The sequence below is a fragment of the Streptomyces rubrogriseus genome (genome assembly GCF_027947575.1).
In the GTDB taxonomy this organism is placed as follows: Bacteria; Actinomycetota; Actinomycetes; order Streptomycetales; family Streptomycetaceae; genus Streptomyces; species Streptomyces rubrogriseus.
Genome location: NZ_CP116256.1, coordinates 5202308 through 5226152, shown reverse-complemented (window position 1 = coordinate 5226152; position 23845 = coordinate 5202308). Strand labels below are relative to the sequence as shown.

The window sequence follows — 23845 nt, the reverse complement described above, 5'->3', positions numbered from 1 at the left end:
GCCGGCTCAGCGGACGACGTCGAAGACGTTCTTCTGGATGCCGTTGGCGTAGGCCTCGTGCTCGACGAGCCTCAGCTTCTGGGCGTCCTTGTCCGTGTCGCTGAACAGCCGCTTGCCCGCGCCGAGCAGCAGCGGGAAGACCAGCAGGTGGTAGCGGTCGATCAGGCCGGCGTCCGACAGGCTGCGGTTCAGGGCGGCGCTGCCGTGGACGATGATCGGACCGCCCTCGCCCTCCTTCAGCGCGGCGACCTCGTCGAGCGAGCGCAGGATGGTCGTCTCGCCCCAGTTCGTGACCAGATCGTCCTCGGTGAGGGTGGTGGAGACGACGTACTTCGGCATCGCCCGGTACTCCGGGAACTCCGCCATGTCCGGCCACACCGGGCTGAACGCCTCGTAGCTGACCCGGCCCAGGAGCAGCGCCGAGGCTTCCTTCTGCTCCCGGCCCTTGATCTCGTACGCCTCGGGGAGGAAGTCCACCAGCTGGACGGTCCAGCCGGTGTTCCGGTAGCCGGGCTCGCCGCCCGGGGCCTCCACGACACCGTCGAGCGAGACGAAGGCGGTGCTGATCAGAGTGCGCATGCGGAGTTCCTCGATGTCTCGTGTGCGATCGGTACACCCTTACGACCGGTGGCCGGCGGAAAACTCATCGGTCGCGGTCGCCGGGGTGCGGGCGGGCCCGCAGCGCGTCGACGGCGTGCAGCGCCGCGTGGAGTTCGGTGCGCTGCTCGCCGGACTCCAGGTCGCGGCCGAGCAGCCGCTCGATGGTGCGCAGCCGCTGGTAGACGGTCTCCCGGGACAGACCCGCCGAGCGGGCGGCGACCGTCTTGTTGCCCGCCGCGTCCAGATAGCCCCGCAGGGTCGTCACGAGATCGGTGCCGTGCCGGGCGTCGTGGTCGAGGAGCGGGCCCAGCTGCCGTTCCGCGTAGTCCTGGACACGGAGGTCGTCGCGCAGCGCGAACAGCAGGCCGCGCAGGCCGATGTCGGACCGCTCGTGGAAGGAGCGGCCGGAGGGGAGGGGCAGGCCGGGTGCGGTGGCCTCGGCCACCCGGGCCGCCTCGCGGAACGACCGGGCCACGTCGGCCAGGTCGCCGGCCGGTGAGCCCACGCACACCGTCGCGCCCTGGGCCGCGTCCAGGACGGTGCGGCTCACCTGCTCCACGGCCTCGCGCCACGGCCGGGACGGGCGCAGCGCCAGCAGCACGCCGAGCCGGTTGGGGGAGAGCAGGCCGACCAGGACCTGCGCCCCCGCCGCGGTCAGTTCCCCGCAGAGCCGTGTCTCGGCCGCCCCGGTGTCCTCCTGGGCGGGCAGGTCCGCAAGCACGGCGACGAAGCGGGCGTGTTCCGCGGGCAGCCCGAGGGCCGCGACCCGGGCCCGCGCGTCCCCGGGAGACCGGTGCCGCTGCTCCACCAGGTCGCGCAGGACGTCGCGGTGGGCGGTGCGTTCCCAGGGCGTGGGGCGGGTGAGACGGGCGATGGTGAGCGCCATCGCGGTCCGCTCCAGCACCGTGACGTCCTCGGGGCCGAAGACGCGGCCGGACGGCACGGCGGGCAGCATGACCACCCGGCCCCACCGCTCGCCCTGGTACTCCACGGGAGCCGTGAGCCACCCCTCGGGGCCCGAGACCCCCGCGCGGTCGGTGACCGGTGTGGTGCGTGAGCGCCGTTCCCAGTCCGTGAGCGCGGCCCCGGCCGTGGACCCCGAGGCCTCGCAGACCAGCGCCCGGTGCACCAGGTCCTCCAGCACGACCGTGCGGCCGCTCATCCCGGCCGCGGCGCGCAGCACCTCCTCCGGGCCCGCGCCGCGCAGGGTGAGGGCGGTGAACGCCTCGTGGACGCCCTGCGTCCTGCGCATCGCCTCCGCCTGGTGGCCGAGGATCAGCGTGTGGACCACCTGGGTGACCTCCAGGAAGTTGACGTCCCTGGCGAGCGTGACGAGCGGCAGACCGCGCGCACGGCAGGCCCCCACCAGGGCGTCGGGCGGCCGGTGATAGCGGCGGACCAGCTCGATGACCAGGGCGGCGGCCCCGACGGCGGCGAGTTCGTCGACGTAGCGGCGCACGCCGGCGGGGTCGTCGGGCAGCGGCATGCCGGTGGTGAGGACGAGTTCGCCGCCCTTGAGGAAGGAGGCGGGGTCCGTCAGTTCGGTGATGTGGACCCAGCGGACCGGGCGGTCCACGTGTCCCTCGCCGGCGACCACCCGCGGCTCGCCCCCGGCCAGCACGGGCAGGGCCAGCACGTCGGCCACGGTGGGCGACCGGCCCGCCGGGCCCGGCTCCCGGTTCTCGCTCACGGTGCCTCCCTGGGTACTCACGTTACGCCGAACGCCTGACACATCGTCCGGACACGCTGCCCCGGCCGGACAGATCACGCGTTGCCGCGCCCGCCGGGGCGGGAAGGCTCGGGGGACCGCAGGAGACCGACGAGCAGGCCGGGAGACGAGCATGACCGCACTGTCGCCGCACCTTCGCCAGGCCACCCCCGTGGTGGCGGTCCGGGGCGAGGGGGTCCACATCGAGGGCGAGGACGGCCGCCGCTATCTGGACTTCACCGCAGGCATCGGCGTCACCAGCACCGGCCACTGCCATCCCCGGGTCGTGGCCGCCGCCCAGGAGCAGGTCGCCACCCTGGTCCACGGGCAGTACACCACCGTCATGCACCCGCCGCTGCGGCGCCTGGTAGACAAGCTCGGCGAGGTGCTGCCGCCGGAGCTGGACAGCCTGTTCTTCACCAACTCCGGCAGCGAGGCCGTCGAGGCCGCGCTGCGCCTGGCCCGCCAGGCCACCGGACGGCCCAACGTGCTGGTCTGCCACGGCGGCTTCCACGGCCGTACGGTGGCCGCCGCCGCCATGACCACCTCCGGCACCCGCTTCCGGTCCGGTTTCTCACCGCTGATGAGCGGCGTGGTCGTCACCCCCTTCCCGACGGCCTACCGCTACGGCTGGGACGAGGAGACCGCCACCCGCTTCGCGCTCCAGGAGCTGGACTACACCCTCCAGACGATCTCCTCGCCCGCCGACACCGCCGCCGTCATCGTGGAACCGGTCCTGGGCGAGGGCGGGTACGTGCCCGCGAACCGCGCCTTCGTCGAAGGCCTGCGCGAGCGCGCCGACCGGCACGGCTTCCTGCTGATCCTGGACGAGGTGCAGACCGGCGTGGGCCGCACCGGCCGGTTCTGGGGCCACGAGCACTTCGGCGTCACCCCCGACATCCTGGTCACCGCCAAGGGACTGGCCAGCGGCTTCCCGCTGTCCGGCATCGCCGCCCCCGAGGAGCTGATGCGCAAGGCCTGGGCGGGCTCGCAGGGCGGGACGTACGGCGCCAACGCGGTCGCGTGCGCGGCGGCCTGCGCCACGCTGGACGTCGTCCGCGAGGAGAAGCTCGTCGAGAACGCCGAGACGATGGGCGCCCGGCTGCGCCACGGTCTGGAGGCGGTGGCGTCGCGGAACCCGGCCGTCGGCGACGTACGGGGCATGGGACTGATGCTGGCCAGCGAGTTCGTCACCGCCGACGGCGAGCCGGACCCGGAGACCGCCGCCCGGGTGCAGCGGGCCGCCGTCGACGAGGGACTGCTCCTGCTGCTGTGCGGGGCGTGGAACCAGGTGGTGCGCATGATCCCGGCCCTGGTGATCGACGAGACGGCCGTCGACGAGGGCCTGCGGGCGTGGGCCGCCGCCGTCGAGGCCGGTACGTCGGGAGCGGCGGGACGATGACGGCCGCCGCGCACCGCTTCACGACCCGCCCCGCGGGGACAACGCACCGGCGCTCAGGAGGGACCCCATGACCGACACCCCCACACAGCTCTTCCTCGGCGGTGCCTGGGTGGACGCCGCGGACGGCGCCGTCATGCCCGTGGACGACCCCGCGACCGGCGAGATCCTGGCCCACGTCGCCGACGCGGGACCCAAGGACGCCCGGCTGGCCGAGGAGGCGGCGGTCCAGGCGCAGGAGGAGTGGGCCCGGACGGCGCCGAGGGCGCGCAGCGAGATCCTGCGCCGCGCCTACGAGATCGTCCTGGAGCGCACGGACGCGCTGGCCCGCCTGATGACCGCCGAGATGGGCAAGCCGCTGGCCGAGGCCCGGGGCGAGGTCGCCTACGCGGCGGAGTTCTTCCGCTGGTTCTCCGAGGAGGCCGTCCGGATCGACGGCGGCCACGGCGTCCTGCCCGACGGCCGCAACCGCATGCTGCTGTCCCGGCGCCCGGTGGGCCCCTGTCTGCTGATCACCCCGTGGAACTTCCCGCTCGCCATGGGCACCCGCAAGATCGGCCCCGCGGTCGCGGCCGGCTGCACCATGGTGCTCAAGCCGGCCCCGCAGACCCCGCTCTCCAGCCTGGCCCTGGCCGCGATCCTCAAGGAGGCCGGGCTGCCCGACGGGGTGCTGAACGTCGTCACGACCTCGCGGGCGGGGGAGGTGTGCGAACCGCTCCTGCGCGGCGGGCGCATCCGCAAGCTGTCCTTCACCGGTTCGACGGCCGTGGGGCGGCTGCTCCTGGCACAGTGCGCGGACACCGTCGTGCGGTCCTCCATGGAGCTGGGCGGCAACGCGCCGTTCGTGGTCTTCGACGACGCGAACCTCGACGCGGCCGTGGACGGCGCGATGGTCGCCAAGATGCGCAACATGGGCGAGGCGTGCACCGCCGCCAACCGCTTCTTCGTGCACCGCTCGGTGGCGGGGGAGTTCGCCGACCGGCTGGCCCGCCGGATGGGTGCGCTGGTGGTGGGTCCCGGCACCGGCGACGGCGTCGACGTCGGTCCGCTCATCGACGCCGCCGGGCGGGCCAAGGTCGAGGAGCTGGTCGCCGACGCGGTGGAGCGCGGCGCGCGGGTACTCGTCGGCGGCACGACGCCGGAGGGCCCCGGCTGCTTCTACCCGCCCACGGTGCTCACCGACGTCTCCCCGGACAGCTGTCTGACGGCGACGGAGATCTTCGGCCCGGTCGCCGCGATCCTCACCTTCGACGACGAGGACGAGGTGGTCCGCCGGGCCAACGACACCCCCTGGGGGCTCGTCGGCTACGTCTTCACCGAGGGCCTGGACCGCGCCCTGCGGGTCAGCGAGCGCCTGGAGGTCGGCATGGTCGGACTCAACACGGGCCTGGTCTCCAATCCCGCCGCGCCCTTCGGCGGCGTCAAGCAGTCGGGGCTCGGCCGGGAGGGCGGCCGGGTCGGGATCGAGGAGTTCCTGGAGTACCAGTACGTGGCGCTGCCGACCGGGTGACGCGGGCGACGCCGGAAGAGGCTTTGCATGGTCATGCGTAATGATGCATACTCTTCCTATGTCCAAGGTCCTCACCTCCCTCCCCACCGGCGAGCGCGTCGGTATCGCCTTCTCGGGCGGCCTCGACACCTCGGTCGCGGTCGCGTGGATGCGTGACAAGGGCGCCGTCCCCTGCACGTACACCGCCGACATCGGCCAGTACGACGAGCCCGACATCGCCTCGGTGCCCGACCGTGCCAAGACGTACGGCGCCGAGGTCGCGCGCCTGGTCGACTGCCGCGCGGCGCTGGTCGAGGAGGGGCTGGCCGCGCTCACCTGCGGGGCGTTCCACATCCGCTCGGGCGGGCGGGCGTACTTCAACACCACCCCGCTGGGCCGCGCCGTCACGGGCACCCTCCTCGTCCGGGCCATGCTCGAGGACGACGTCCAGATCTGGGGCGACGGCTCCACGTTCAAGGGCAACGACATCGAGCGGTTCTACCGGTACGGCCTGCTCGCCAACCCGCAGCTCAGGATCTACAAGCCGTGGCTGGACGCGGACTTCGTGACCGAGCTCGGCGGCCGCAAGGAGATGTCGGAGTGGCTGGTCGCCCACGACCTGCCCTACCGGGACTCCACGGAGAAGGCGTACTCCACCGACGCCAACATCTGGGGCGCCACCCACGAGGCCAAGACGCTGGAGCACCTCGACACCGGCGTGGAGACCGTGGAGCCCATCATGGGCGTGCGGTTCTGGGACCCGTCGGTCGAGATCGCGCCCGAGGACGTGACCATCGGCTTCGACCAGGGCCGCCCGGTGACGATCAACGGCAAGGAGTTCGCCTCCGCGGTCGACCTGGTCATGGAGGCCAACGCCGTCGGCGGCCGGCACGGCATGGGCATGTCCGACCAGATCGAGAACCGGATCATCGAGGCCAAGAGCCGCGGCATCTACGAGGCGCCCGGCATGGCCCTGCTGCACGCCGCCTACGAGCGTCTGGTCAACGCCATCCACAACGAGGACACCCTCGCCCAGTACCACACCGAGGGGCGGCGCCTGGGCCGGCTGATGTACGAGGGCCGGTGGCTGGACCCGCAGTCCCTGATGATCCGCGAGTCGCTGCAGCGCTGGGTCGGCTCCGCGGTCACCGGCGAGGTCACCCTCAGGCTGCGGCGCGGCGAGGACTACTCGATCCTCGACACCACCGGCCCGGCCTTCAGCTACCACCCGGACAAGCTCTCCATGGAGCGCACCGAGGACTCCGCGTTCGGCCCGGTGGACCGGATCGGCCAGCTGACCATGCGCAACCTGGACATCGCCGACTCCCGCGCCAAGCTGGAGCAGTACGCCGGTCTCGGTCTCATCGGCACCGCCAACCCCGCCATCGGCGCCGCCCAGGCCGCCGCGACCGGGCTGATCGGCGCCATGCCGGAGGGCGGCGCGCAGGCCATCGCCTCCCGCGGCGAGGTCTCCGCCGACGACGAGCTGCTGGACCGCGCCGCGATGGAGTCCGGCACGGACTGATCCATCCGTCCCCGCGAGCGGGGACCCCGCACCGGCAGAGGCTAGCTCGACACCCCAGGGTGTCGAGCCACCCTGTGCTTGCCCCCTCTGTTGCTCCACCTCGTGTACGACTTGCGTGACTTGCGGGCTTGGAACGGTCCGTTCACCGCTCTCCCTTACTTTGTTGCCAGTTCAAGCGCTGCGCAAGCTCGTCGCAAGCGACGCAAGTCGTTTACGTGTCAATTCCCGCCCCAACCGCGACCGTTGACAAACGGGTGACGCGCTAGAAACCTGATGACGCACTTTCCGCAAAGAATCGACTGTCCTGCTCAATTGGCGCGCAGATTCGGTGCTTCCCCCCAACTGCCGGGCCGTCGCGCCCTCCCCGACTCCCCACGGAACAGAGGACCCCCATGAGACGGAGATCTCTCGGCCGTCGGACGCTCACGGGCGCCGCCGTCGCCGGGCTGATGACCCTCGGGCTGCTGCCACTGCCCCTGGCGGCCACCGCGCAGGCCGCGACACCGCCGGTGACGGCCGCCGCCGACGTCAATCTGGCCCTCGGCCGCCCCGCCAAGGCGGGCGGCTCGCACGGCGCCTACCCGGCCGGCAACGCCACCGACGGACAGCAGGCCACCTACTGGGAGGGGCCGGCCGGTACCTTCCCCGAGTGGCTCCAGGTCGATCTGGGCACCGCCCGCGACATCGACCGGGTGGTCCTCAAACTGCCCGCCGGCTGGGAGAACCGGACCCAGACGCTCTCCCTGCGGGGCAGCACCGACGGCGCCACGTTCCACAGTCTCGACGCCTCCGACGGACGGGCGTTCGGCCCGGAGCGGGCGGGCACCGTGGCCATCGACCTCGACACCCCCTCCGAGGCCCGCTACGTCCGCGTCGACATCACCGGCAACACCGGCTGGAACGCCGCGCAACTGGCCGAACTGGAGGTGTACGGCGACGACGTCGACACCGGCCCGCCGCCCACCGGCACCAACCTCGCCCGCAACAAGCCCGCCGAGGCCACCTCCACGACCCAGAACTACGTCGCCGCCAACGCCACCGACGACTCCACCTCCACCTACTGGGAGGCCGCCGGCAACCCGGCCGACCTCACCGTCAGGCTCGGCGCCGACGCCGACGTCAGCGGCGTCGTCGTCAAGCTCAATCCGGACCCGGTGTGGTCCGCCCGCACCCAGAGCATCCAGGTGCTCGGCCGGGCCCAGGGCGAGACCGACTTCACCTCGCTGCGCGACCGAGCCGACTACGCCTTCAGCCCGGGCCAGGACAACGCGGTGACCATCCCGGTCAGCGGCCGGGTCTCCGACGTGCGGCTCCGGTTCTTCTCCAACACCGGCGCCCCCGGCGGCCAGGTCGCCGAGTTCCAGGTCCTCGGCAGCGCCGCACCCGCCCCCGACCTCACCGTCACCGGCCTCGACTGGTCGCCCGCCGCGCCGAACGAGCGCGACGAGGTCACCGTGAACGCCACGGTCCGCAACGCCGGCACCGCGGCCTCGGCCGCGACCACCACCGAGGTCACCGTCGAGGGGCAGACGGCCGGCAGCGCCGCGGTCCCCGCGCTCGACCCCGGCGAGTCCGCCGAAGTCCCCGTCTCCACCGGCACCCACGCGGCCGGCAGCTACGCGGTCGCCGCCGTGGCCGACCCGAAGGACACCGTCGCCGAACTGGACGACACCAACAACAGCCGCTCCGCCGCCGACCGCCTCGTCGTCGACCGGGCACCCGGACCCGACCTCGAAGTGCGCTCCATCACCACCAGCCCGGCCAACCCCGCGGTCGGCGCCGAGGTCTCCTTCACCGTCGCCGTGCACAACCGCGGCACCAGCGCCGTCGAGGCGGGCACGGTGACCCGGATCCAGGCCGGCTCCACCACCCTCGACGGCACCACCGGACAGGTCGCGGCGGGCGCCACGGTGAACGTGCCGGTCACCGGCACGTGGAAGGCGACCAGCGGCGGGGTCACCCTCACCGCCACCGCCGACGCCACCGCCCGGGTCGCCGAGACCAACGAGAACAACAACGTGCTCGCCAAGTCCCTCGTCGTCGGACGCGGCGCCGCCGTGCCGTACACCGAGTACGAGGCGGAGGACGGCCGGTACGACGGCACCCTGCTCACCACCGACGCCAAGCGCACCTTCGGCCACACCAACTTCGGCACCGAGTCCTCGGGTCGCGAGTCCGTCCGGCTCGACTCGACCGGCGAGTACGTCGAGTTCACCTCCACCACGCCCACCAACTCCATCGTGGTGCGCAACGCCATCCCCGACGCCCCCGGCGGCGGCGGAGCCGAGGCCACCATCAGCCTCTACGCCGACGGCGAGTTCGTGCAGAAGCTCAACCTGTCGTCCAGGCACAGCTGGCTGTACGGCAGCACCGACGACCCGGAGGGCCTCACCAACCGGCCCGGCGGCGACGCCCGGCGCCTCTTCGACGAGTCCCACGCGCTCCTCGACCGGACCTTCCCGCAGGGCACCGAGTTCCGCCTCCAGCGCGACTCGGGCGACTCGGCCGCTTATTACGTCATCGACCTGATCGACCTGGAGCAGGTCGCGCCCGCCAAGACCAAGCCCGCCGAGTGCACCTCCATCACCGAGTACGGGGCCGTCCCGGGCGACGGGCTCGACGACACCGACGCCATCCAGCGCGCCGTCACCGACGACCAGAACGGCAGGATCGACTGCGTGTGGATCCCCGCCGGGCAGTGGCGTCAGGAGCAGAAGATCCTCACCGACGATCCGCAGAACCGCGGCCAGTACAACCAGGTCGGGATCAGCAACGTCACCGTCCGCGGCGCCGGCATGTGGCACTCCCAGCTCTACACCCTGACCCCGCCGCAGGAGGCCGGCGGCATCAACCACCCGCACGAGGGCAACTTCGGCTTCGACATCGACGGCAACACGCAGATCTCCGACATCGCCATCTTCGGCTCGGGCACCATCCGCGGCGGTGACGGCAACGCGGAGGGCGGCGTCGGGCTCAACGGCCGCTTCGGCAAGGACACCAAGATCAGCAACGTGTGGATCGAGCACGCCAACGTCGGCGTATGGGTCGGCCGCGACTACTCGAACATCCCCGAGCTGTGGGGCCCCGCCGACGGCCTGGAGTTCACCGGCATGCGCATCCGCGACACCTACGCGGACGGCATCAACTTCTCCAACGGCACCCGCAACTCCACCGTCTACAACTCCTCCTTCCGCACCACCGGCGACGACTCGCTCGCGGTCTGGGCCAACAAGTACGTGAAGGACCCGTCCGTGGACATCGGCCACGACAACCACTTCCGCAACAACACGATCCAGCTGCCGTGGCGGGCCAACGGCATCGCGGTGTACGGCGGTTACGGCAACACCATCGAGAACAACGTCGTCTCCGACACCATGAACTACCCCGGCATCATGCTCGCCACCGACCACGACCCGCTGCCCTTCTCCGGGCAGACCCTCGTCGCGGGCAACGCCCTGCACCGCACGGGCGGCGCGTTCTGGGGCGAGGCGCAGGAGTTCGGCGCCATCACCCTCTTCGCACAGGGCCAGGACATCCCGGGCGTGACCATCCGGGACACCGAGATCCTCGACTCGACCTACGACGGCATCCAGTTCAAGACGGGAGGCGGTGCGATGCCGGACGTGAAGATCCAGAACGTCCGCATCGACAAGTCGAACAACGGCTCCGGCATCCTCGCGATGGGCGGCGCCCGCGGCAGCGCGACCCTGACCGACGTCACGATCACCAACTCGGCCAAGGAGGACGTACGGATCGAACCCGGCTCCCAGTTCAAGATCAACCAGTAGGCGGGCCGGCCGGAACCGGCCGACCGGAGTGACCGGTCACCAGGAGACCGCCCGGCGGCGCGGAGCACCACCGCGTCGCCGGGCCTCCGCCGCACCCGGGATCCGGCCGGGGGTGCGCTCGACCGGGACGCGGGGGCCGTCCTCGACGCGTTCGGCGTTGAGCTCGTTCACCGCGCCGAGCGCGTCGCCGATCGTCGCGTAGTCCACCGCGATGAAGTTGACCGGACTGCCGCGCTGCCGTTCACAGTTGTGCGCCCGCTCCAGCACCCGCTGCCGCGAGTTGACGACCCCGGCGTCCAGCCGCAGCCCGCCGCCCGCCGTGACGAAGTGGTTCAGCAGGAACAGCCGCTTGTCCGAACCGCCCCGGTTGGGCAGGCACGACATCTCGTCCGGGCTGCGGAAGGCGAACGGCGTCTCCATGCCGTACCGGTACAGGTTCCGGTACCAGGGCGCGGGTCCGTCCGCCTTCTCCGCGAACACGACCAGCCGCCGGCCGCTGTCGATCATGTCGCCGAGCTTCGGCCACGGACGGTCCGGGTCCCGGTCCGGCTCGTACAGCAGGTCCGAGAGACCGGCCCGGACGAAGGCGTCCTGCGTCGTCACCGCGTCCACGCCGTCCTGGAGGATCAGCGTGACGATCTCCGTGGGGTTGTCGCGCAGCCACTCGCCGATCTGCCGCAGCGTCGGCTCCAGTTCGAGGGCCCCGGCGCCGCACACCGAGTGGCACAGCCACAGGCCCGGATGGGGCGGGTTCACCCGTTGCAGGATCGCGGTCAGCCGACGGCGTTCGGCGGGGGAGAAGTCCGAGCTGCTCAGCCGCTCCGCGACCTCCTCGGGCCGCTCCCAGCGGTGGGTGTCGAGCAGCAGGACCCGCGACCCGGCGCCCAGCTGACCGACGATGTCCGGGTCCTGGAGGGGACCGATGAACCGGTCGGCGGTGGTCGCCATCGCGTTGTGCGACGCGAGCTGGGCGATCTCGTCGTAGCGGGCGTCGCACAGCTCGGCACTGCCCTGGCAGATCCGCGGGGAGGAGCCGCTGATCGCCACCGGCGCCAGCATGGTCCCGACGAGGGCGACGGCGGTGACCGTGAAGGTCAGCGCCGGAACGTGCCGCGGATCGGTGAGGACCGGCACGCTGGGCCGGGTCTGCCAGACCCAGCCGACGGTGATCAGCAGCGCGCCCGCGGCGAGCAGGATCACCGCGACGACGACGGCGGTGGTCAGCAGCCGGTCGAGCGCGGCGGCCTGCACGTCGGCGAGCAGCCCCGTGGCCGCGGGCGGCCAGGACGGCGGGGTGCCGAACAGCGTGTCGCCCAGCGTGAGCCGCAGCACGAGCACGGTGAGCGCCATGAGTGAGGCGGCGGCGGCCGGAACCCAGCCCAGCGGAATCAGCCGGCGCTTGGCGGGCGACGGCCGCAGGAACCACAGCAGGGTGAGCGCGGCGGCGCACAGCACGGCCGCCGCCGGTTCCACCACCTCCTGGAAGAGCCGGGTGACCTTGCGCGCACGGTCCAGCGGAGCCAGCGCCTCGGTCCCGGGTTCGACGTCGACGGTCACCACCCACGTGCCCTGCTTCGCCTCCCGCAACAGCTCCTCGGCGGCGTCCCGGACCTGGTCGGTCAGGGCCACCGGGGCGATCGCGGCCAGGGCGGAGGCCACGTCGCCCCGGTCCAGGGCCGTCAACACGGTCGATCTGACGCCGTCGCGCGTCGCGCCGTCCGGCACCAGCCGCATCAGCGCGTCCGTGGCCGCGTCCGCCTGGCTGTGGGAGAGCGGCAGCGTCGGCAGCTCGTCCAGCGGCGCCTCACCGGCGACCACCCGCGCGACCAGCTCACTCAGGTGCTGCACGAAGGCCTGGAAGTCCGGTTCGGACCGCTTCTGCAGGGCCGCGACGGCATCACCGAAGTACGCCTGGCTGAGCCGTTCGACGTTCGCGACGACGGGCTCCAGGTCGACCGTGATCCGCAGCCGCTCGCGGTCGCCATCCAGATAGTGGACCATCTCCGCGATCTGCCCCTGGCCCATGGTCCGCAGCGTCTCGGGCGGGACCACCACCTTGAGGTTCGAGGTGATGGTCGACTGCGGAACGGGCAGCCGCTCCAGCAGGTCGCTGGTGAAGGGCGTACTGCGCGGGTCCACCAGCACCTCGTCGTAGAAGCGCTGGTAGGCGTGCTCGTCCTCCAGCACCTGGCCGTAGAACCCGGGGTCCAGCACCGTGCTGCGGACGACGGCCGCCGCGGCCAGGACGGTCATGCTCAGCACGGCCACGCACCAGACCAGCACCTCCACCCAGGGCGGGCGCCGAACCAGTGCGTTCATGGAACCATTCTCGTATCAGCCGGCCGTAGTACCGCACGGCGCCCGGACGGGGCGTGCCCTCACACGCATGCCCCGGCCGGGGCCGGCCGATACCCGTCGGCCTCCGGCTCCGCCTCCACCTCCGATGCCGCCGGAAGACGGTGGCGCAGGCGTCGTCCTCGGCACCGCGATCACGGCACCGACCGCGCTGACCCGGCTCTTCGCGGACGCGCCGGCCCTCTGAACCGGCACGCGCGAGGGGCGGTGGGACCTGTGTCCCACCGCCCCTCGCACACGCTCGCGCCCGGCGTCGCCCCCGACCGGACCAGACTGGACCGAACCGGACCGGATCAGGCCGCCGGAGCCGGGTACGTGGGGTACTCCACCCCGGAGACGTGCTGCACGACGCGGACGACCTGGCAGGAGTAGCCGAACTCGTTGTCGTACCAGAGGTAGAGGATCGCGTTGTCGCCCTCGACCTTCAGCGCGCCCGCGTCCACGATCGAGGCGTGGCGGGAGCCGATGAAGTCGCTGGAGACGGCGTCGGGCGCGCCGATGAAGTCGATCTGGCGCTTGAGCGGCGAGGTCAGCGACACCTCGCGCAGGTGGTCCACGACCTCCTCGCGGCTCGCCTCACGGGCCAGCTGGAGGTTGAGGATGGCGATCGACACGTCCGGTACCGGCACCCGGATCGAGCTGCCGGTGATCCGCGCCTTCAGGTCGGGCAGCGCCTTGGCGACCGCGGAGGCGGCGCCGGTCTCCGTGATGACCATGTTCAGCGGCGCGCTGCGGCCACGACGGTCCGACTTGTGGTAATTGTCCAGCAGATTCTGGTCGTTGGTGAAGGAGTGCACCGTCTCCACGTGACCGCGCAGCACGCCGTACTCGTCCTCCATCGCCTTCAGCGGCGGGACGATCGCGTTGGTGGTGCAGGACGCGCAGGACAGGATCCGCTCGTCCGGCTTGATGGTGTCGTGGTTGACGCCGTGGACGATGTTCGGGACGTCGCCCTTGCCCGGAGCGGTCAGCACGACCTTGTCGATGCCCGGACGCAGGTGCTTCGACAGGCCCTCGCGGTCGCGCCACTTGCCGGTGTTGTCGATGAGGATGGCGTCCTTGATGCCGTACGCCGTGTAGTCGACCTGCGTCGGGTCGTCCGCGTAGATCACCTTGATGGCGTTGCCGTTGGCGAGGATCGTGCGGTTGTCCTCGTCGACGGTGATCGTGCCCTGGAACTGGCCGTGCACGGAGTCGCGGCGCAGCAGCGAGGCGCGCTTGACGATGTCCTCGGCGGCCCGCTCACCGCCACCGCGGACGACGATGGCGCGCAGCCGCAGGCCGTTGCCCGACCCGGCCTTCTCGATGAGCAGGCGGGCGACGAGCCGGCCGATGCGGCCGAAGCCGTACAGGACGACGTCGCGTCCCTCCCGCCGGTCGATCTTGTTGGCGCCGGTGGCCCCGGCGACGGCCTCGGCCGTGAACTCCTCGACCGACAGACCGCGGTCGTCGGTCCGGTAGGTCGCGGCGAGCATGCCGATGTCGATCTGCGAGGGACCGAGGTCCAGCGCGGTGAGCGCGCGCAGGAAGGGCATCGTCTCGGTGACCGACAGCTCCGCCCCGGCGATCTGGCGGGCGAAGCGGTGGGTCTTGAGGATGCTGACCACCGACTTGTTCACCAGGGAACGGCTGTGCAGCAAGATCGTGACGTCCTGCTCCCGGTGCAGCTTCCCGATCATCGGGATCATCGATTCCGCGGTCTCTTCGCGGTGCTTCCAGTTGGTGAACGAGTCGTCGTTGACAGTCACGTCTCTATCTTTCGAGCTAGGCGGCGCTCATATGCTAACCCCACCGCGTTACTGATCGATCAAGTGGGCCCCTCGCTGATCAGATGAGTACGGGATCGTGCAGGTGGCTCGAACAGGGTTGCGCCGTGGGTGACCGGGTACGCGAGGCTGGACCGCGTCCGCGCCGACCGTGCGTGCGGGCCGTAACGCCGCCGCTACCAGGGAAAATGCCATGGAGACACCCGCGAACGACCACCCCGTGACACCCGCGCAGCGGGCACTGGACACGCTCGCCGAGACCACCGAGACCGCCGACAACACGGCGGCGCTCGACACGCTCGCGAGCAGCGACGTCCTGGTGCCGGTGCCCGACGACGCGAACGACCAGGACGCCGCCGACCCCGGGATGCTGGCGCTGCCGGTCCTGGAGCAGCAGGGCGGCGGCCAGGTGGTGCCCGTGTTCACCTCGGAACTGGAGATGGCCGACCTGCTGCCGTACGTGTCCCGCTACCGCATGGTGCCGCTGGGCGCCCTCGCCGCGCAGTGGCCGGCCGACGACCTGTCACTGTCCATCGACGCCGGCTCGGAGCACCGCCTCACCCTCACCTCGGACGGTGTGCGCACCCTGCTGGCCCGCTCCTGAGACCGAGGTCGTGGCGAAGGCCCGCGCCCCGGGTCAGGGGCGGGGGCCTTCGTCGTCGTCGCCGAGCGTGCGGGCCAGCGCGGCCCGCTGCAGCGGCAGTATCTCGGCGTGCAGCTCCCGGCCCCTGGCGGTCGGTGTGACGTACACGCCGCGCCGGTCCTCCGCGCACATGGAGCGCCGTACCAGCCCGTCCTTCTCCAGCCGGGCGATGAGCCGGGACAGCGCGCTCTGACTGAGGTGGACCCGGCCGACCAGGTTCTGCACCCGGCACCGGTCGCCGTCGTCGGGCGCCCCGGTCACGAGGAGGTCGAGCACCTCGAAGTCGCTCGCGCCCAGCCCGTGCGGGTGCAGTGCCCGGTCGATCTCGCACATCGTGCGTGCGTGCACCGACAGGATGTCCCGCCACCGTTCCTCGAGCGGCGCACCGGCCGTCCTGGCTCCCATGACTGAACGGTAGCACCGGAACCGATATTGGTTGAATGTGCAAATGGCCCGGTTGCCGGACAACCCGGGTCCGGCTGCGGGAAGGTGGAGGGACACGGTACGGGCGGGCCCGCACGGAGGGAGGACGACATGCTGAGGACCCCCGTGCACGGCACGCGTCTCGACATCCTGGAGTGGCTGAAGGACCCGGCCGCGCACTTCCCGCCGCAGCGTCACGTCGACCCCGCGGAGCACGGTGTCCACGCGGGCCCCGTCGCCGCCAGGCTGGGCGTCTCCCGGCGGGTGGCCGAGACCCACCTCGGGCTCCTCACCCGGCTCGGCCTGCTGCGCGCCACCCGGATCCGCCGCCGCACCTACTACCGGCGCGACGAGGTGCGGATCGCCGAGGTGGCCCGGATGTTCGAGAAGGGATGGTAGGCGCGGACGCCTCCCGGCGGGACCGGCGCGCCCTCCCGGCGGACCCGCCGGGACCCTCCCGGAGTGACCCGGACGCCGCCCCGGCGTTACGCTGAGCAGCAGCCGCGGCCCGCAGGGGCGCGGCGCGGCGGTGGGGCCCGCCGTACCCGAACCGCGGCTCGGACGCCGCCAACGGTCCCTACTTGACTAGCGCAGGAGGGCATCCCCCTGCCCGGCGAGTAGGAGACGTACGACCATGGCAGTCCCGAAGACCGGGCGCCCCGACGGCATCCGGGCCACCGCCCCGAACCGGTCCGGGTGGCGCACCCAGGCACCGGTCGTCGCGGTCGTGGCCCTCGGCGGGGGCACCGGAGCCGTCGCCCGCTACGCGGCCTCCCTCTGGTGGCCCACACCGGCCGGGGGCTTCCCCTGGACGACCTTCGGGGTCAACGCCGTCGGCTGCGCCGTGATCGGCGTGTTCATGGTGGTCGTCACCGAGGTCCGGCCCGCCCACCGACTGGTCCGGCCCTTCTTCGGCACCGGTGTGCTCGGCGGCTTCACCACCTTCTCCACCTACGCCGTCGACAGCCGGTCCCTGTTCGCCGACGGCCGGGTCCCGACCGGCCTGGCCTACCTCGCCGCGACCCCGCTCGCGGCACTCACGGCGGTGTGGCTCGCCGCATGGGCGGCCCGCCGGGTCCTGAAGTGGAGGCAGTCATGACGAGGCTGACCGGCAGCGCCCTGCGCCTGACCGTGTACGTCGGCGAGAACGACACCTGGCACCACCGCCCCCTGTACTCGGAGATCGTCCACCGCGCCCACGCCGCGGGCCTCGCCGGTGCCAGCGTCTTCCGCGGCGTCGAGGGCTTCGGCGCCTCCTCGCTCATCCACACCAGCAGGCTGCTGTCCCTGAGCGAGGACCTGCCGGTGGCCGTCGTCGTCGTCGACACCGAGGACCGGGTCCGGGACTTCCTGCCGCTGCTCGACGAACTCGTCACCGAGGGCCTGGTCACCCTCGACCCGTGCGAGGTCGTCCGGTACGAGGGCCGGAGGCCGTCGTGAACTGGCTGCTGGTCGTCGCGGGCGGCATGATCGGCGCCCCGCTGCGCTACCTCACCGACCGCGCCGTGCAGTCCCGGCACGACTCCGTCTTCCCCTGGGGCACCTTCACGGTGAACGTGATCGGCAGCGCCGTCCTCGGCCTGCTGACCGGCGCCGCCCTGGCCGGAGCGGTCGGCTCCGACCTGCGGCTGCTGCTGGGCACCGGCCTGTGCGGCGCCCTCACCACCTACTCGACCTTCTCCTACGAGACGCTCCGGCTGACCGAGACCGGCGCACGCCTGCACGCCGCGGTGAACGTGGGGGCGAGCGTGGCGGCCGGCCTCGCGGCGGCGTTCGCGGGGGTGACTCTGGCCGACGCGCTCTGGAGCTGACGCCGGGCACACAGCTTGGTGTAGTAGGAACTGGATGCCATGAGCGCCATCAGCATCGGTCAGGCCGTCGTCCTCGGAGCCGTCGAGGGGGTGACCGAGTTCCTGCCCGTCTCCTCCACCGGACACCTCAAGATCGTCGAGGGGCTGATGGGCATCCCGGTCGACGACGACGCCGTCATCGGCTTCTCCGCGGTCATCCAGGTCGGCGCGATCGCCGCCGTGCTCGTCTACTTCTCCAAGGACATCGCGCGGATCGTCTCCGCCTGGGGACGCGGGCTGCGCGACCGCGAGGAGCGGTACCACCACGACTACAAGTTCGCCTGGTGGGTCATCTTCGCCACCATCCCCATCGTCCTCGTCGGCCTCGCCGCCAAGCCCCTGATCAAGGGCCCGCTCGCCTCGCTGTGGGTGGTGGCCGGCTCGCTGATCGTCGGCAGCGGCGTGATGTGGTGGGCCGACCGCACCGGCCGGCACAAGCGGGGCGAGGACGACACGTCCTTCAAGGACGCGATGCTGGTCGGCGGCTCCCAGATCCTCGCCCTGCTCTTCCCGGGCTTCTCCCGCTCCGGCGCCACCATGTCCACCGCGCTGATGCTCGACCTGGACCGGGTCGCCGCCACCCGGCTGTCCTTCTTCCTCGGCATCCCGGCCCTGACCGGAGCCGGGCTGTACGAGCTGAAGGACGCCCTGGGCACCGGAGCGGGTGCCGCGCCCCTGGCGGTCGGCACCCTCGTCTCCTTCGTGGTGGCCTACGCCTCCATCGCCTGGCTGCTGAAGTTCGTCGCCAAGCACACCTTCAACTCGTTCGTCGTCTACCGGATCGCGGTCGGCGTGCTGCTCTTCGGGCTGCTCGGCACCGGCGTGCTGCACAGCTGACCGCGGCTCAGCGTGCGGCGCGCAGCGGCTCCCCGACGCTCCTCATGTGCCGCAGGGCCTCGCGGTGCGACGCCAGCAGCCCCGTCTGGTGGTAGGGCACGCCCAACTCGGCGCAGTACGCCTCGGTGATGGCCTGGGCCCGGCCGAGGGCGGGGGTCGGCATGCTGGGGAAGAGATGGTGCTCGATCTGGTAGTTGAGGCCGCCCATGAAGGCGTCGACGAGCGCACCGCCCCGCACGTTGCGGGAGGTCAGGACCTGGCGGCGCAGGAAGTCCAGCCGCATGCCCTCCTCGATCATCGGCATGCCCTTGTGGTTGGGGGCGAAGACCGAGCCCAGGTAGATCCCGAACAGTCCCTGGTGGACGGCGAGGAAGACGAGCGCCTTGCCCGGGGAGAGGACCGTGAACAGGCCGCCGAAGTACACGGCGAAGTGGGCGACGAGCAGCGTGCCCTCCAGGACCGGCCGTTTCACCGCCCGGCTGCCCAGCGCCTTGAAGCTGTTGAAGCTCAGGTTCAGGCCCTCCAGCGTCAGCAGCGGGAAGAACAGGGCCGCCTGGTGCCTGCCGACGAAGCGCGGCAGCCCGGTCGCCCGGCTCGCCTGACCCCGCGACCACACCAGGATGTCGGGGGAGACGTCCGGATCCTTCTCCTCGTGGTTCGGGTTCGCGTGGTGGCGGGTGTGCTTGTTCATCCACCAGCCGTAGCTCATGCCGAGCAGCAGGTTGGCCGCCAGCAGACCGCCCGCCTCGCTGGGGCGCCGGCGGGTGAAGACCTGCCGGTGGGCGAGGTCGTGGGCGGCCAGTCCGAGCTGGCCGAAGACGACGGCGAGCGCGACCGCGACGAACAGCTGGCTCCAGCTGTCCCCCAGGGCGACGAACGCGGCGACCCCGCCGGCGAGCGCGAGGGCGACGGCGCCGAAGCGGACCGTGTAGTACAGCGGGCGGCGCCGGAGCAGCCCCGCGCCGGCTATGCGCCGGGAGAGTTCGGAGAAGTCGCTTCCCCTTTCGCGATCCTTCTCCTGGGCGGGCGTGGGCAGGCTCTCGACGAGCACCGTTGATTCGACCATGTACCTGAGTATGTGAACGGCTGCCCGTCCGCAGAATGGCGTCCGCCCCCGAAACGGGGGTGAGGCCAGCACCACCCCGGTACGGGGGTCCACCCACCGCGGGGCCTCCCGCCGCCGGGACCGGCCCGGAGGGAGAATGGCGATCATGAGCACACCGACGACCTTCCGGCCGGTCCTGGAGCGCATCGCCGAGGAGATCGAGCGGACCCCGGGCAGCGGCCGGCCGGCCGACTACATCCCGGCCCTCGCCGCCCGCGACCCGCGCCGCTTCGGCATGGCCGTCGCCGAGCTGGACGGCACGGTCTACGGCGTGGGGGACTGGCGGGAGCCGTTCTCCGCGCAGTCCCTCACCAAGGTCTTCACCCTCGCCCTCGACCTGGCCAGGGAGGGCGACGCCCTGTGGGAGCACGTGGGCCGCGAGCCGTCCGGCAACCCGTTCAACTCCCTGGTGCAGCTGGAGTACGAGAACGGCATCCCGCGCAACCCGTTCATCAACGCGGGCGCCCTCGTCGTCACCGACCGGCTGCACACCCGCACCGGTGACGCGGCCGGCGAACTGCTCGCCTTCCTGCGTGCCGAGAGCGGCAACCCGGACCTCGGCCACGACGAGGAGGTCGCCGCCTCCGAGGCCGCGCACGGCGACCGGAACGCCGCGCTGGCGCACTTCATGGCGTCCTACGGCAACATCGACAACCCCGTACCGGTGCTCCTGGACCAGTACTTCCGCCAGTGCTCCGTCGCCGCGTCCTGCGCCGACCTGGCCCTGGCCACCGGCTTCCTGGCCCGGCACGGTATCCGCGCGGACGGCACCCGGCTGCTCAGCCGCAGCCGGGCCAAGCAGATCAACGCGGTGATGCTGACCTGCGGGACCTACGACGCGGCCGGCGACTTCGCGCACCGGGTGGGTCTGCCCGGCAAGAGCGGGGTCGGCGGCGGCATCGTCGCGGTGGTGCCCGGGCACTGCACGCTGTGCGTGTGGAGCCCCGGTCTCGACGAGCGGGGCAACTCGGTGGCCGGGGTGGCGGCCCTGGACCGCTTCACGACGCTCACGGGGCTGTCGGTGTTCTGAACGTGCCCGGTACGCCGGTCAACTTCCGTCGTCCCGGACGAACTTGAGCCGCAGGGCGAGCGCCATGACGCCCGCGCCGAGCCCCGCGACACCGATGATGGCACCCGACTCCGGCCAGCCCGGAGAGTCCTCGGCCGGCTTCGCCGCGGTCACCGCCGCGGGTACGGCCTGCGGGCCCTGCCGGGGACGCTCGTCCTCGGGGACCAGCGAGCCGACCGGGTCGACCTCGCCGGCCGCCGCGAAGCCCCAGTCGAGCAGGGCCCGGGCCTCCTCGTAGACGGCGTGGCCGCCGCCCTCCTGCGGGTTCATCACCGTGACGACCAGGGTCCGTCCGTCGCGGCGGGCGGCGGCGATGAGCGTGTTGCCCGCGTTGCTGGTGTAGCCGTTCTTCACCCCGATCAGCCCCGGGTACGGCGCCACGCCGTCGGCCCCGGTGAGCAGCCGGTTGGTGTTCATGATCCCGTACGAGCCTCCGTCGCGGCCGGGGAACATCGCGTCGACCTTGGCGCAGTACCGCGCGAAGTCGGGACGCCGCAGCCCCTCCCGGCCGAAGACGGCCAGGTCGTACGCGGAGGAGACCTGGCCCGGGGCGTCGTACCCGTCGGGCGAGCGGACGTGGGTGTCCCGGGCGCCGAGCGCGCGGGCCTCGGCCTGCATCCGGGCCGCCGTGGCGCTCCACCCGCCGGTGAGCGAGGCGAGGACGTGCACGGCGTCGTTCCCGGAGTTGAGGAAGACGCCGTTCCACAGGTCGGAGACGCGGTAGGTCTGGCCCTCGACGACACCGACCAGGCTGCTGCCCGGACCGATGCCGGCCAGGTCCTCGGGGGCCACCTCGTGCCGGATGCCGCCCGGCAGCGCGGGCAGCACCGTGAGCGCGAACAGCGTCTTGAGGGTGCTGGCCGGAGGCAGCTCGCGGTGCGCGTCGTTCGCCGCCAGCACGTCGCCGGTACCGGCGTCGGCCACGACCCAGGACAGGGCGGAGACTTCGGGAACCCGGGGCGCCGCGGGGCGCGGCCGGACCTGCGTGCCGGAGCGGTACAGCGGCGACGATTTGGCCGCCGCCGCCGCCGCCGTCGCCGCCGCACCGCCGGGCGGGCCGGGGTCCGGCCGCCCCGCGCGGGCGGCCGCGGTGGCGGGCACGAGCGTCAACAGTCCTGCCGCGCAGAGCATGCAGGTGGAGCGAACCGCCCGGGATGAGAATCCGATAGTCATACCGCAAACGTAGGAACGGCCCCGCACACCGCCACGCTGACCGGGCCGGGTCCGCCCCGCAAACACCCGGATGCCGTAGCGCGGGGACCGAGGGACGGTGCGGGCCGGTGCCGTCGGCGAGAGGTGTCAGCCGCCGGGAAGCGTCGGCTGGACCTGCCGCAGGAACGTGGCGTTGTCCGGCGTCCGGCGCAACCGCTCCAGCAGGGTCTCCAGGCCGGACTGCCCGTCCCGGGCCACCAGGGCCCGCCGCAGCCCGCGCACGGCGGTCGTCTCGGCACCGGACAGCAGCAGCTCCTCGCGCCGGGTGCCCGAGCCGACCGGTTCGACGGCCGGGAAGACCCGGCGGGAGGCCGGCTCCCGGCTCAGCCGCAGTTCCATGTTGCCGGTGCTCTTCAGCTCCTCGAAGTAGAAGTCGTCGGCACGCGAGCCGGTCTCGACCAGGGCGGTGGCGAGGATGGTGAGGGAACCGCCCTCCTCCGCCTTGCGGGCCGCGCCGAAGAACCGCTTGGGACCCAGCAGTGCCCCGGCGTCGACGCCGCCGCTGAGCGTGCGGCCGCCGGAGGAGGCGGCGTTGTTGTGCGCCCTGCACAGCCGGGTGAGGGAGTCGAGGAGGATGACGACGTCCTCGCCGACCTCGACGAGCCGCTTGGCCCGCTCGATCACCAGCTCGGCGAGGGCGATGTGCTGCTTGGCGCTCCGGTCGAAGGTCGAGGAGTACACCTCGCCCCGCACCGAGCGCCGCATGTCGGTGACCTCCTCGGGGCGTTCGTCGAGCAGCACCACCATCAGCCTGGCCTCGGGGTGGTTGCCGGCCACCGCGGCGGCGATCTGCTGGAGGAGGACGGTCTTGCCGGTCTTCGGCGGGGCGACGATCAGTCCGCGCTGGCCCTTGCCGACCGGGGCGAGCAGATCGACGACGCGTCCGGCGAGACCGGCCGCCGGGTGTTCGAGCCGCAGCCGCTCGTGCGGGTGCAGTGGGGTCAGGTCGGCGAAGTGCCGCCGGCTCCGCCCCTCGGGCGTACGCCCGTTGACGCGGACGACGTCGGTCAGGACGCGCCGGTCGCCGCACACCCCCTCGACGAGGTCGCCCCTGCGCAGGCCGTGCCGGCGGATCAGCGCGGGGGAGAGGGCGGGGTCGGCCGGCTCGGGCTGCAGGTTCGTGCCGCGCAGGCGCCCCTTGCCGCCCGCTTCGATGTCGAGGACACCGCTCGCGATGTCGGCCGGGGAGTGCTGCACAGGGGGGTGCTCGAGTGTGGTGGTCATGTGGGCGGTCCTTTCGAGGACACGGGCATGGGACATGCGGAAGGAAGGGGAGAGCCGCGCGAGGGGTCGGACGACACGCCTCCGGACGGCGGGGAACAGCACCTCGGACACGGCGGGGACGAGGCCCCGCTCACGAGGTTGTGCTGAGAAGCGGACGCGCCGGTCGCATCAGACCGAGCAGATCCGCGAACCGAAGGGAAACTGGCACCGGCGCCCGATCAAGGGGGCGTACACGAGTGCTGACTGCACCGTACCACGATTCCGGGTCCCGGCAGGCTCCGACGAGGTTACGCGTCGCGTCCTCCGCATGTCCCGTGCCGGGCTCAGTCCGCCGAAGTCGCCCGGGTCTCCTGTGCCTCGTGCGCCTCCTGTGCCTCCTGCACTTCCGCGGCGATCCGCTCGAACTGCGTGGCCATGGCCGTCTGCAGGGCCTGGGCGCCCGAGAGCGGGCGTACCATCACGGTCAGTTCGGCGATGCGGCCGGACGCGTCCAGGTGCAGGAAGTCGCAGCCGCTGATCTCGCGGTCGCCCACCCGCGCCGCGAAGAGCAGGGCGTGGTCGCGGCCGTCCGCCTCGCCGATGACCCGCTCGTAGCGGAAGTCCTCGAAGACGCGCTCGACCGCGCGCAGGATCGCCGCCGTGATCGCCTTGCCCCGGTAGGGCTTGAAGACGACGGGGCTGGAGAAGACCACGTCTTCGGCCAGCAGTGCTTCGACGGCGTCCATGTCGTGTGCCTCCACCGCCGCGCGGAATGCCCGCATCGCAACTCCTTCATGCTGAGCTATTACTGAACTATTTGAATAGGTGTGGAGTAGAGTAGTCGGCCCGGTCCCCGCTTGCTAGCGTGTCGAC

Annotated in this window: 20 protein-coding genes; 11 read left to right on the top strand and 9 right to left on the bottom strand. The window is 72.2% G+C overall.

Features of this window, described 5'->3' with window-relative positions; genetic code table 11:
• Positions 1-6: 6 nt before the first annotated feature.
• Positions 7-579, bottom strand: coding sequence for a dihydrofolate reductase family protein (locus Sru02f_RS23955; protein WP_109028811.1), 573 nt, complete (start codon positions 577-579; stop codon positions 7-9).
• Between the two features lie 64 nt (positions 580-643).
• Complete coding sequence (locus Sru02f_RS23950; protein ID WP_167469222.1) at positions 644-2290, bottom strand: PucR family transcriptional regulator; 1647 nt, start codon at positions 2288-2290, stop codon at positions 644-646.
• Positions 2291-2441: 151 nt separating this feature from the next.
• Between Sru02f_RS23950 and Sru02f_RS23945 the strand changes: the two genes are divergently transcribed.
• The 4 genes from Sru02f_RS23945 to Sru02f_RS23930 all read left to right on the top strand — a co-directional run bounded on the left by Sru02f_RS23945 (position 2442) and on the right by Sru02f_RS23930 (position 10509).
• Positions 2442-3710 (top strand): aspartate aminotransferase family protein, encoded by a 1269-nt coding sequence (locus tag Sru02f_RS23945; protein WP_109028813.1) that lies wholly within the window; start codon positions 2442-2444, stop codon positions 3708-3710.
• Positions 3711-3777: 67 nt separating this feature from the next.
• The gene (locus tag Sru02f_RS23940) at positions 3778-5217 is read left to right on the top strand and encodes an NAD-dependent succinate-semialdehyde dehydrogenase (RefSeq protein ID WP_109028814.1); all 1440 of its coding nucleotides are present in this window, start codon (positions 3778-3780) and stop codon (positions 5215-5217) included.
• 58 nt (positions 5218-5275) lie between these two features.
• Entirely contained in the window at positions 5276-6721 is a 1446-nt protein-coding gene (gene argG, locus Sru02f_RS23935; protein ID WP_003972108.1) for an argininosuccinate synthase, read from the top strand.
• 392 nt (positions 6722-7113) lie between these two features.
• Positions 7114-10509 (top strand): CARDB domain-containing protein, encoded by a 3396-nt coding sequence (locus Sru02f_RS23930; RefSeq protein ID WP_109028815.1) that lies wholly within the window; start codon positions 7114-7116, stop codon positions 10507-10509.
• A 36-nt stretch (positions 10510-10545) separates the two neighbouring features.
• Here the strand turns inward: Sru02f_RS23930 and Sru02f_RS23925 are convergent, their stop codons facing one another.
• Positions 10546-12828, bottom strand: coding sequence for a PI-PLC domain-containing protein (locus Sru02f_RS23925; protein WP_109028816.1), 2283 nt, complete (start codon positions 12826-12828; stop codon positions 10546-10548).
• A gap of 329 nt (positions 12829-13157) precedes the next feature.
• Positions 13158-14612 carry a glyceraldehyde-3-phosphate dehydrogenase gene (locus Sru02f_RS23920; protein ID WP_109028817.1) on the bottom strand — a complete coding sequence of 485 codons (1455 nt, stop codon included), beginning with the start codon at positions 14610-14612 and terminating at the stop codon, positions 13158-13160.
• Positions 14613-14823: 211 nt separating this feature from the next.
• Here Sru02f_RS23920 and Sru02f_RS23915 point away from each other — a divergent pair, with 211 nt between their 5' ends.
• On the top strand, positions 14824-15234 hold the full coding sequence (locus tag Sru02f_RS23915) for an SseB family protein (RefSeq protein ID WP_109028818.1): 411 nt from the start codon (positions 14824-14826) through the stop codon (positions 15232-15234).
• 33 nt (positions 15235-15267) lie between these two features.
• Here the strand turns inward: Sru02f_RS23915 and Sru02f_RS23910 are convergent, their stop codons facing one another.
• On the bottom strand, positions 15268-15678 hold the full coding sequence (locus Sru02f_RS23910; RefSeq protein ID WP_109028819.1) for a MarR family winged helix-turn-helix transcriptional regulator: 411 nt from the start codon (positions 15676-15678) through the stop codon (positions 15268-15270).
• Positions 15679-15807: 129 nt separating this feature from the next.
• Here Sru02f_RS23910 and Sru02f_RS23905 point away from each other — a divergent pair, with 129 nt between their 5' ends.
• The 5 genes from Sru02f_RS23905 (at position 15808) to Sru02f_RS23885 (ending at position 18383) form a co-directional block, all read left to right on the top strand.
• The gene (locus Sru02f_RS23905; RefSeq protein WP_167469223.1) at positions 15808-16095 is read left to right on the top strand and encodes a helix-turn-helix domain-containing protein; all 288 of its coding nucleotides are present in this window, start codon (positions 15808-15810) and stop codon (positions 16093-16095) included.
• 235 nt (positions 16096-16330) lie between these two features.
• Positions 16331-16795 (top strand): fluoride efflux transporter CrcB, encoded by a 465-nt coding sequence (crcB, locus tag Sru02f_RS23900; protein WP_109028821.1) that lies wholly within the window; start codon positions 16331-16333, stop codon positions 16793-16795.
• Positions 16792-17136 carry a DUF190 domain-containing protein gene (locus Sru02f_RS23895; protein WP_109028822.1) on the top strand — a complete coding sequence of 115 codons (345 nt, stop codon included), beginning with the start codon at positions 16792-16794 and terminating at the stop codon, positions 17134-17136. Before crcB (Sru02f_RS23900) ends, Sru02f_RS23895 begins: the two co-directional genes overlap by 4 nt.
• Positions 17133-17507: a fluoride efflux transporter CrcB gene (gene crcB / locus Sru02f_RS23890; protein WP_109028823.1), complete on the top strand. Its 375-nt coding sequence runs from the start codon at positions 17133-17135 to the stop codon at positions 17505-17507. Before Sru02f_RS23895 ends, crcB (Sru02f_RS23890) begins: the two co-directional genes overlap by 4 nt.
• A 39-nt stretch (positions 17508-17546) precedes the next feature.
• On the top strand, positions 17547-18383 hold the full coding sequence (locus tag Sru02f_RS23885) for an undecaprenyl-diphosphate phosphatase (RefSeq protein WP_109028824.1): 837 nt from the start codon (positions 17547-17549) through the stop codon (positions 18381-18383).
• Between the two features lie 7 nt (positions 18384-18390).
• On the opposite strand, the gene Sru02f_RS23880 is transcribed toward Sru02f_RS23885, so the two are convergent.
• A complete protein-coding gene (locus tag Sru02f_RS23880; protein ID WP_167469224.1) occupies positions 18391-19449 on the bottom strand; it encodes a fatty acid desaturase family protein in 1059 nt (352 codons plus the stop codon).
• 136 nt (positions 19450-19585) lie between these two features.
• On the opposite strand from Sru02f_RS23880, the gene Sru02f_RS23875 reads away from it, so the two are divergent.
• A complete protein-coding gene (locus Sru02f_RS23875) occupies positions 19586-20518 on the top strand; it encodes a glutaminase (RefSeq protein ID WP_164279399.1) in 933 nt (310 codons plus the stop codon).
• An 18-nt stretch (positions 20519-20536) separates the two neighbouring features.
• Here Sru02f_RS23875 and Sru02f_RS23870 read toward each other — a convergent pair whose 3' ends face one another.
• The 3 genes from Sru02f_RS23870 to Sru02f_RS23860 all read right to left on the bottom strand — a co-directional run bounded on the left by Sru02f_RS23870 (position 20537) and on the right by Sru02f_RS23860 (position 23754).
• Positions 20537-21730 (bottom strand): D-alanyl-D-alanine carboxypeptidase family protein, encoded by a 1194-nt coding sequence (locus tag Sru02f_RS23870; RefSeq protein ID WP_373103536.1) that lies wholly within the window; start codon positions 21728-21730, stop codon positions 20537-20539.
• 126 nt (positions 21731-21856) lie between these two features.
• Positions 21857-23104: a transcription termination factor Rho gene (gene rho / locus Sru02f_RS23865; RefSeq protein ID WP_109028827.1), complete on the bottom strand. Its 1248-nt coding sequence runs from the start codon at positions 23102-23104 to the stop codon at positions 21857-21859.
• Positions 23105-23316: 212 nt separating this feature from the next.
• On the bottom strand, positions 23317-23754 hold the full coding sequence (locus Sru02f_RS23860; RefSeq protein ID WP_109028828.1) for a nuclear transport factor 2 family protein: 438 nt from the start codon (positions 23752-23754) through the stop codon (positions 23317-23319).
• Between the last annotated feature and the right edge of the window lie 91 nt (positions 23755-23845).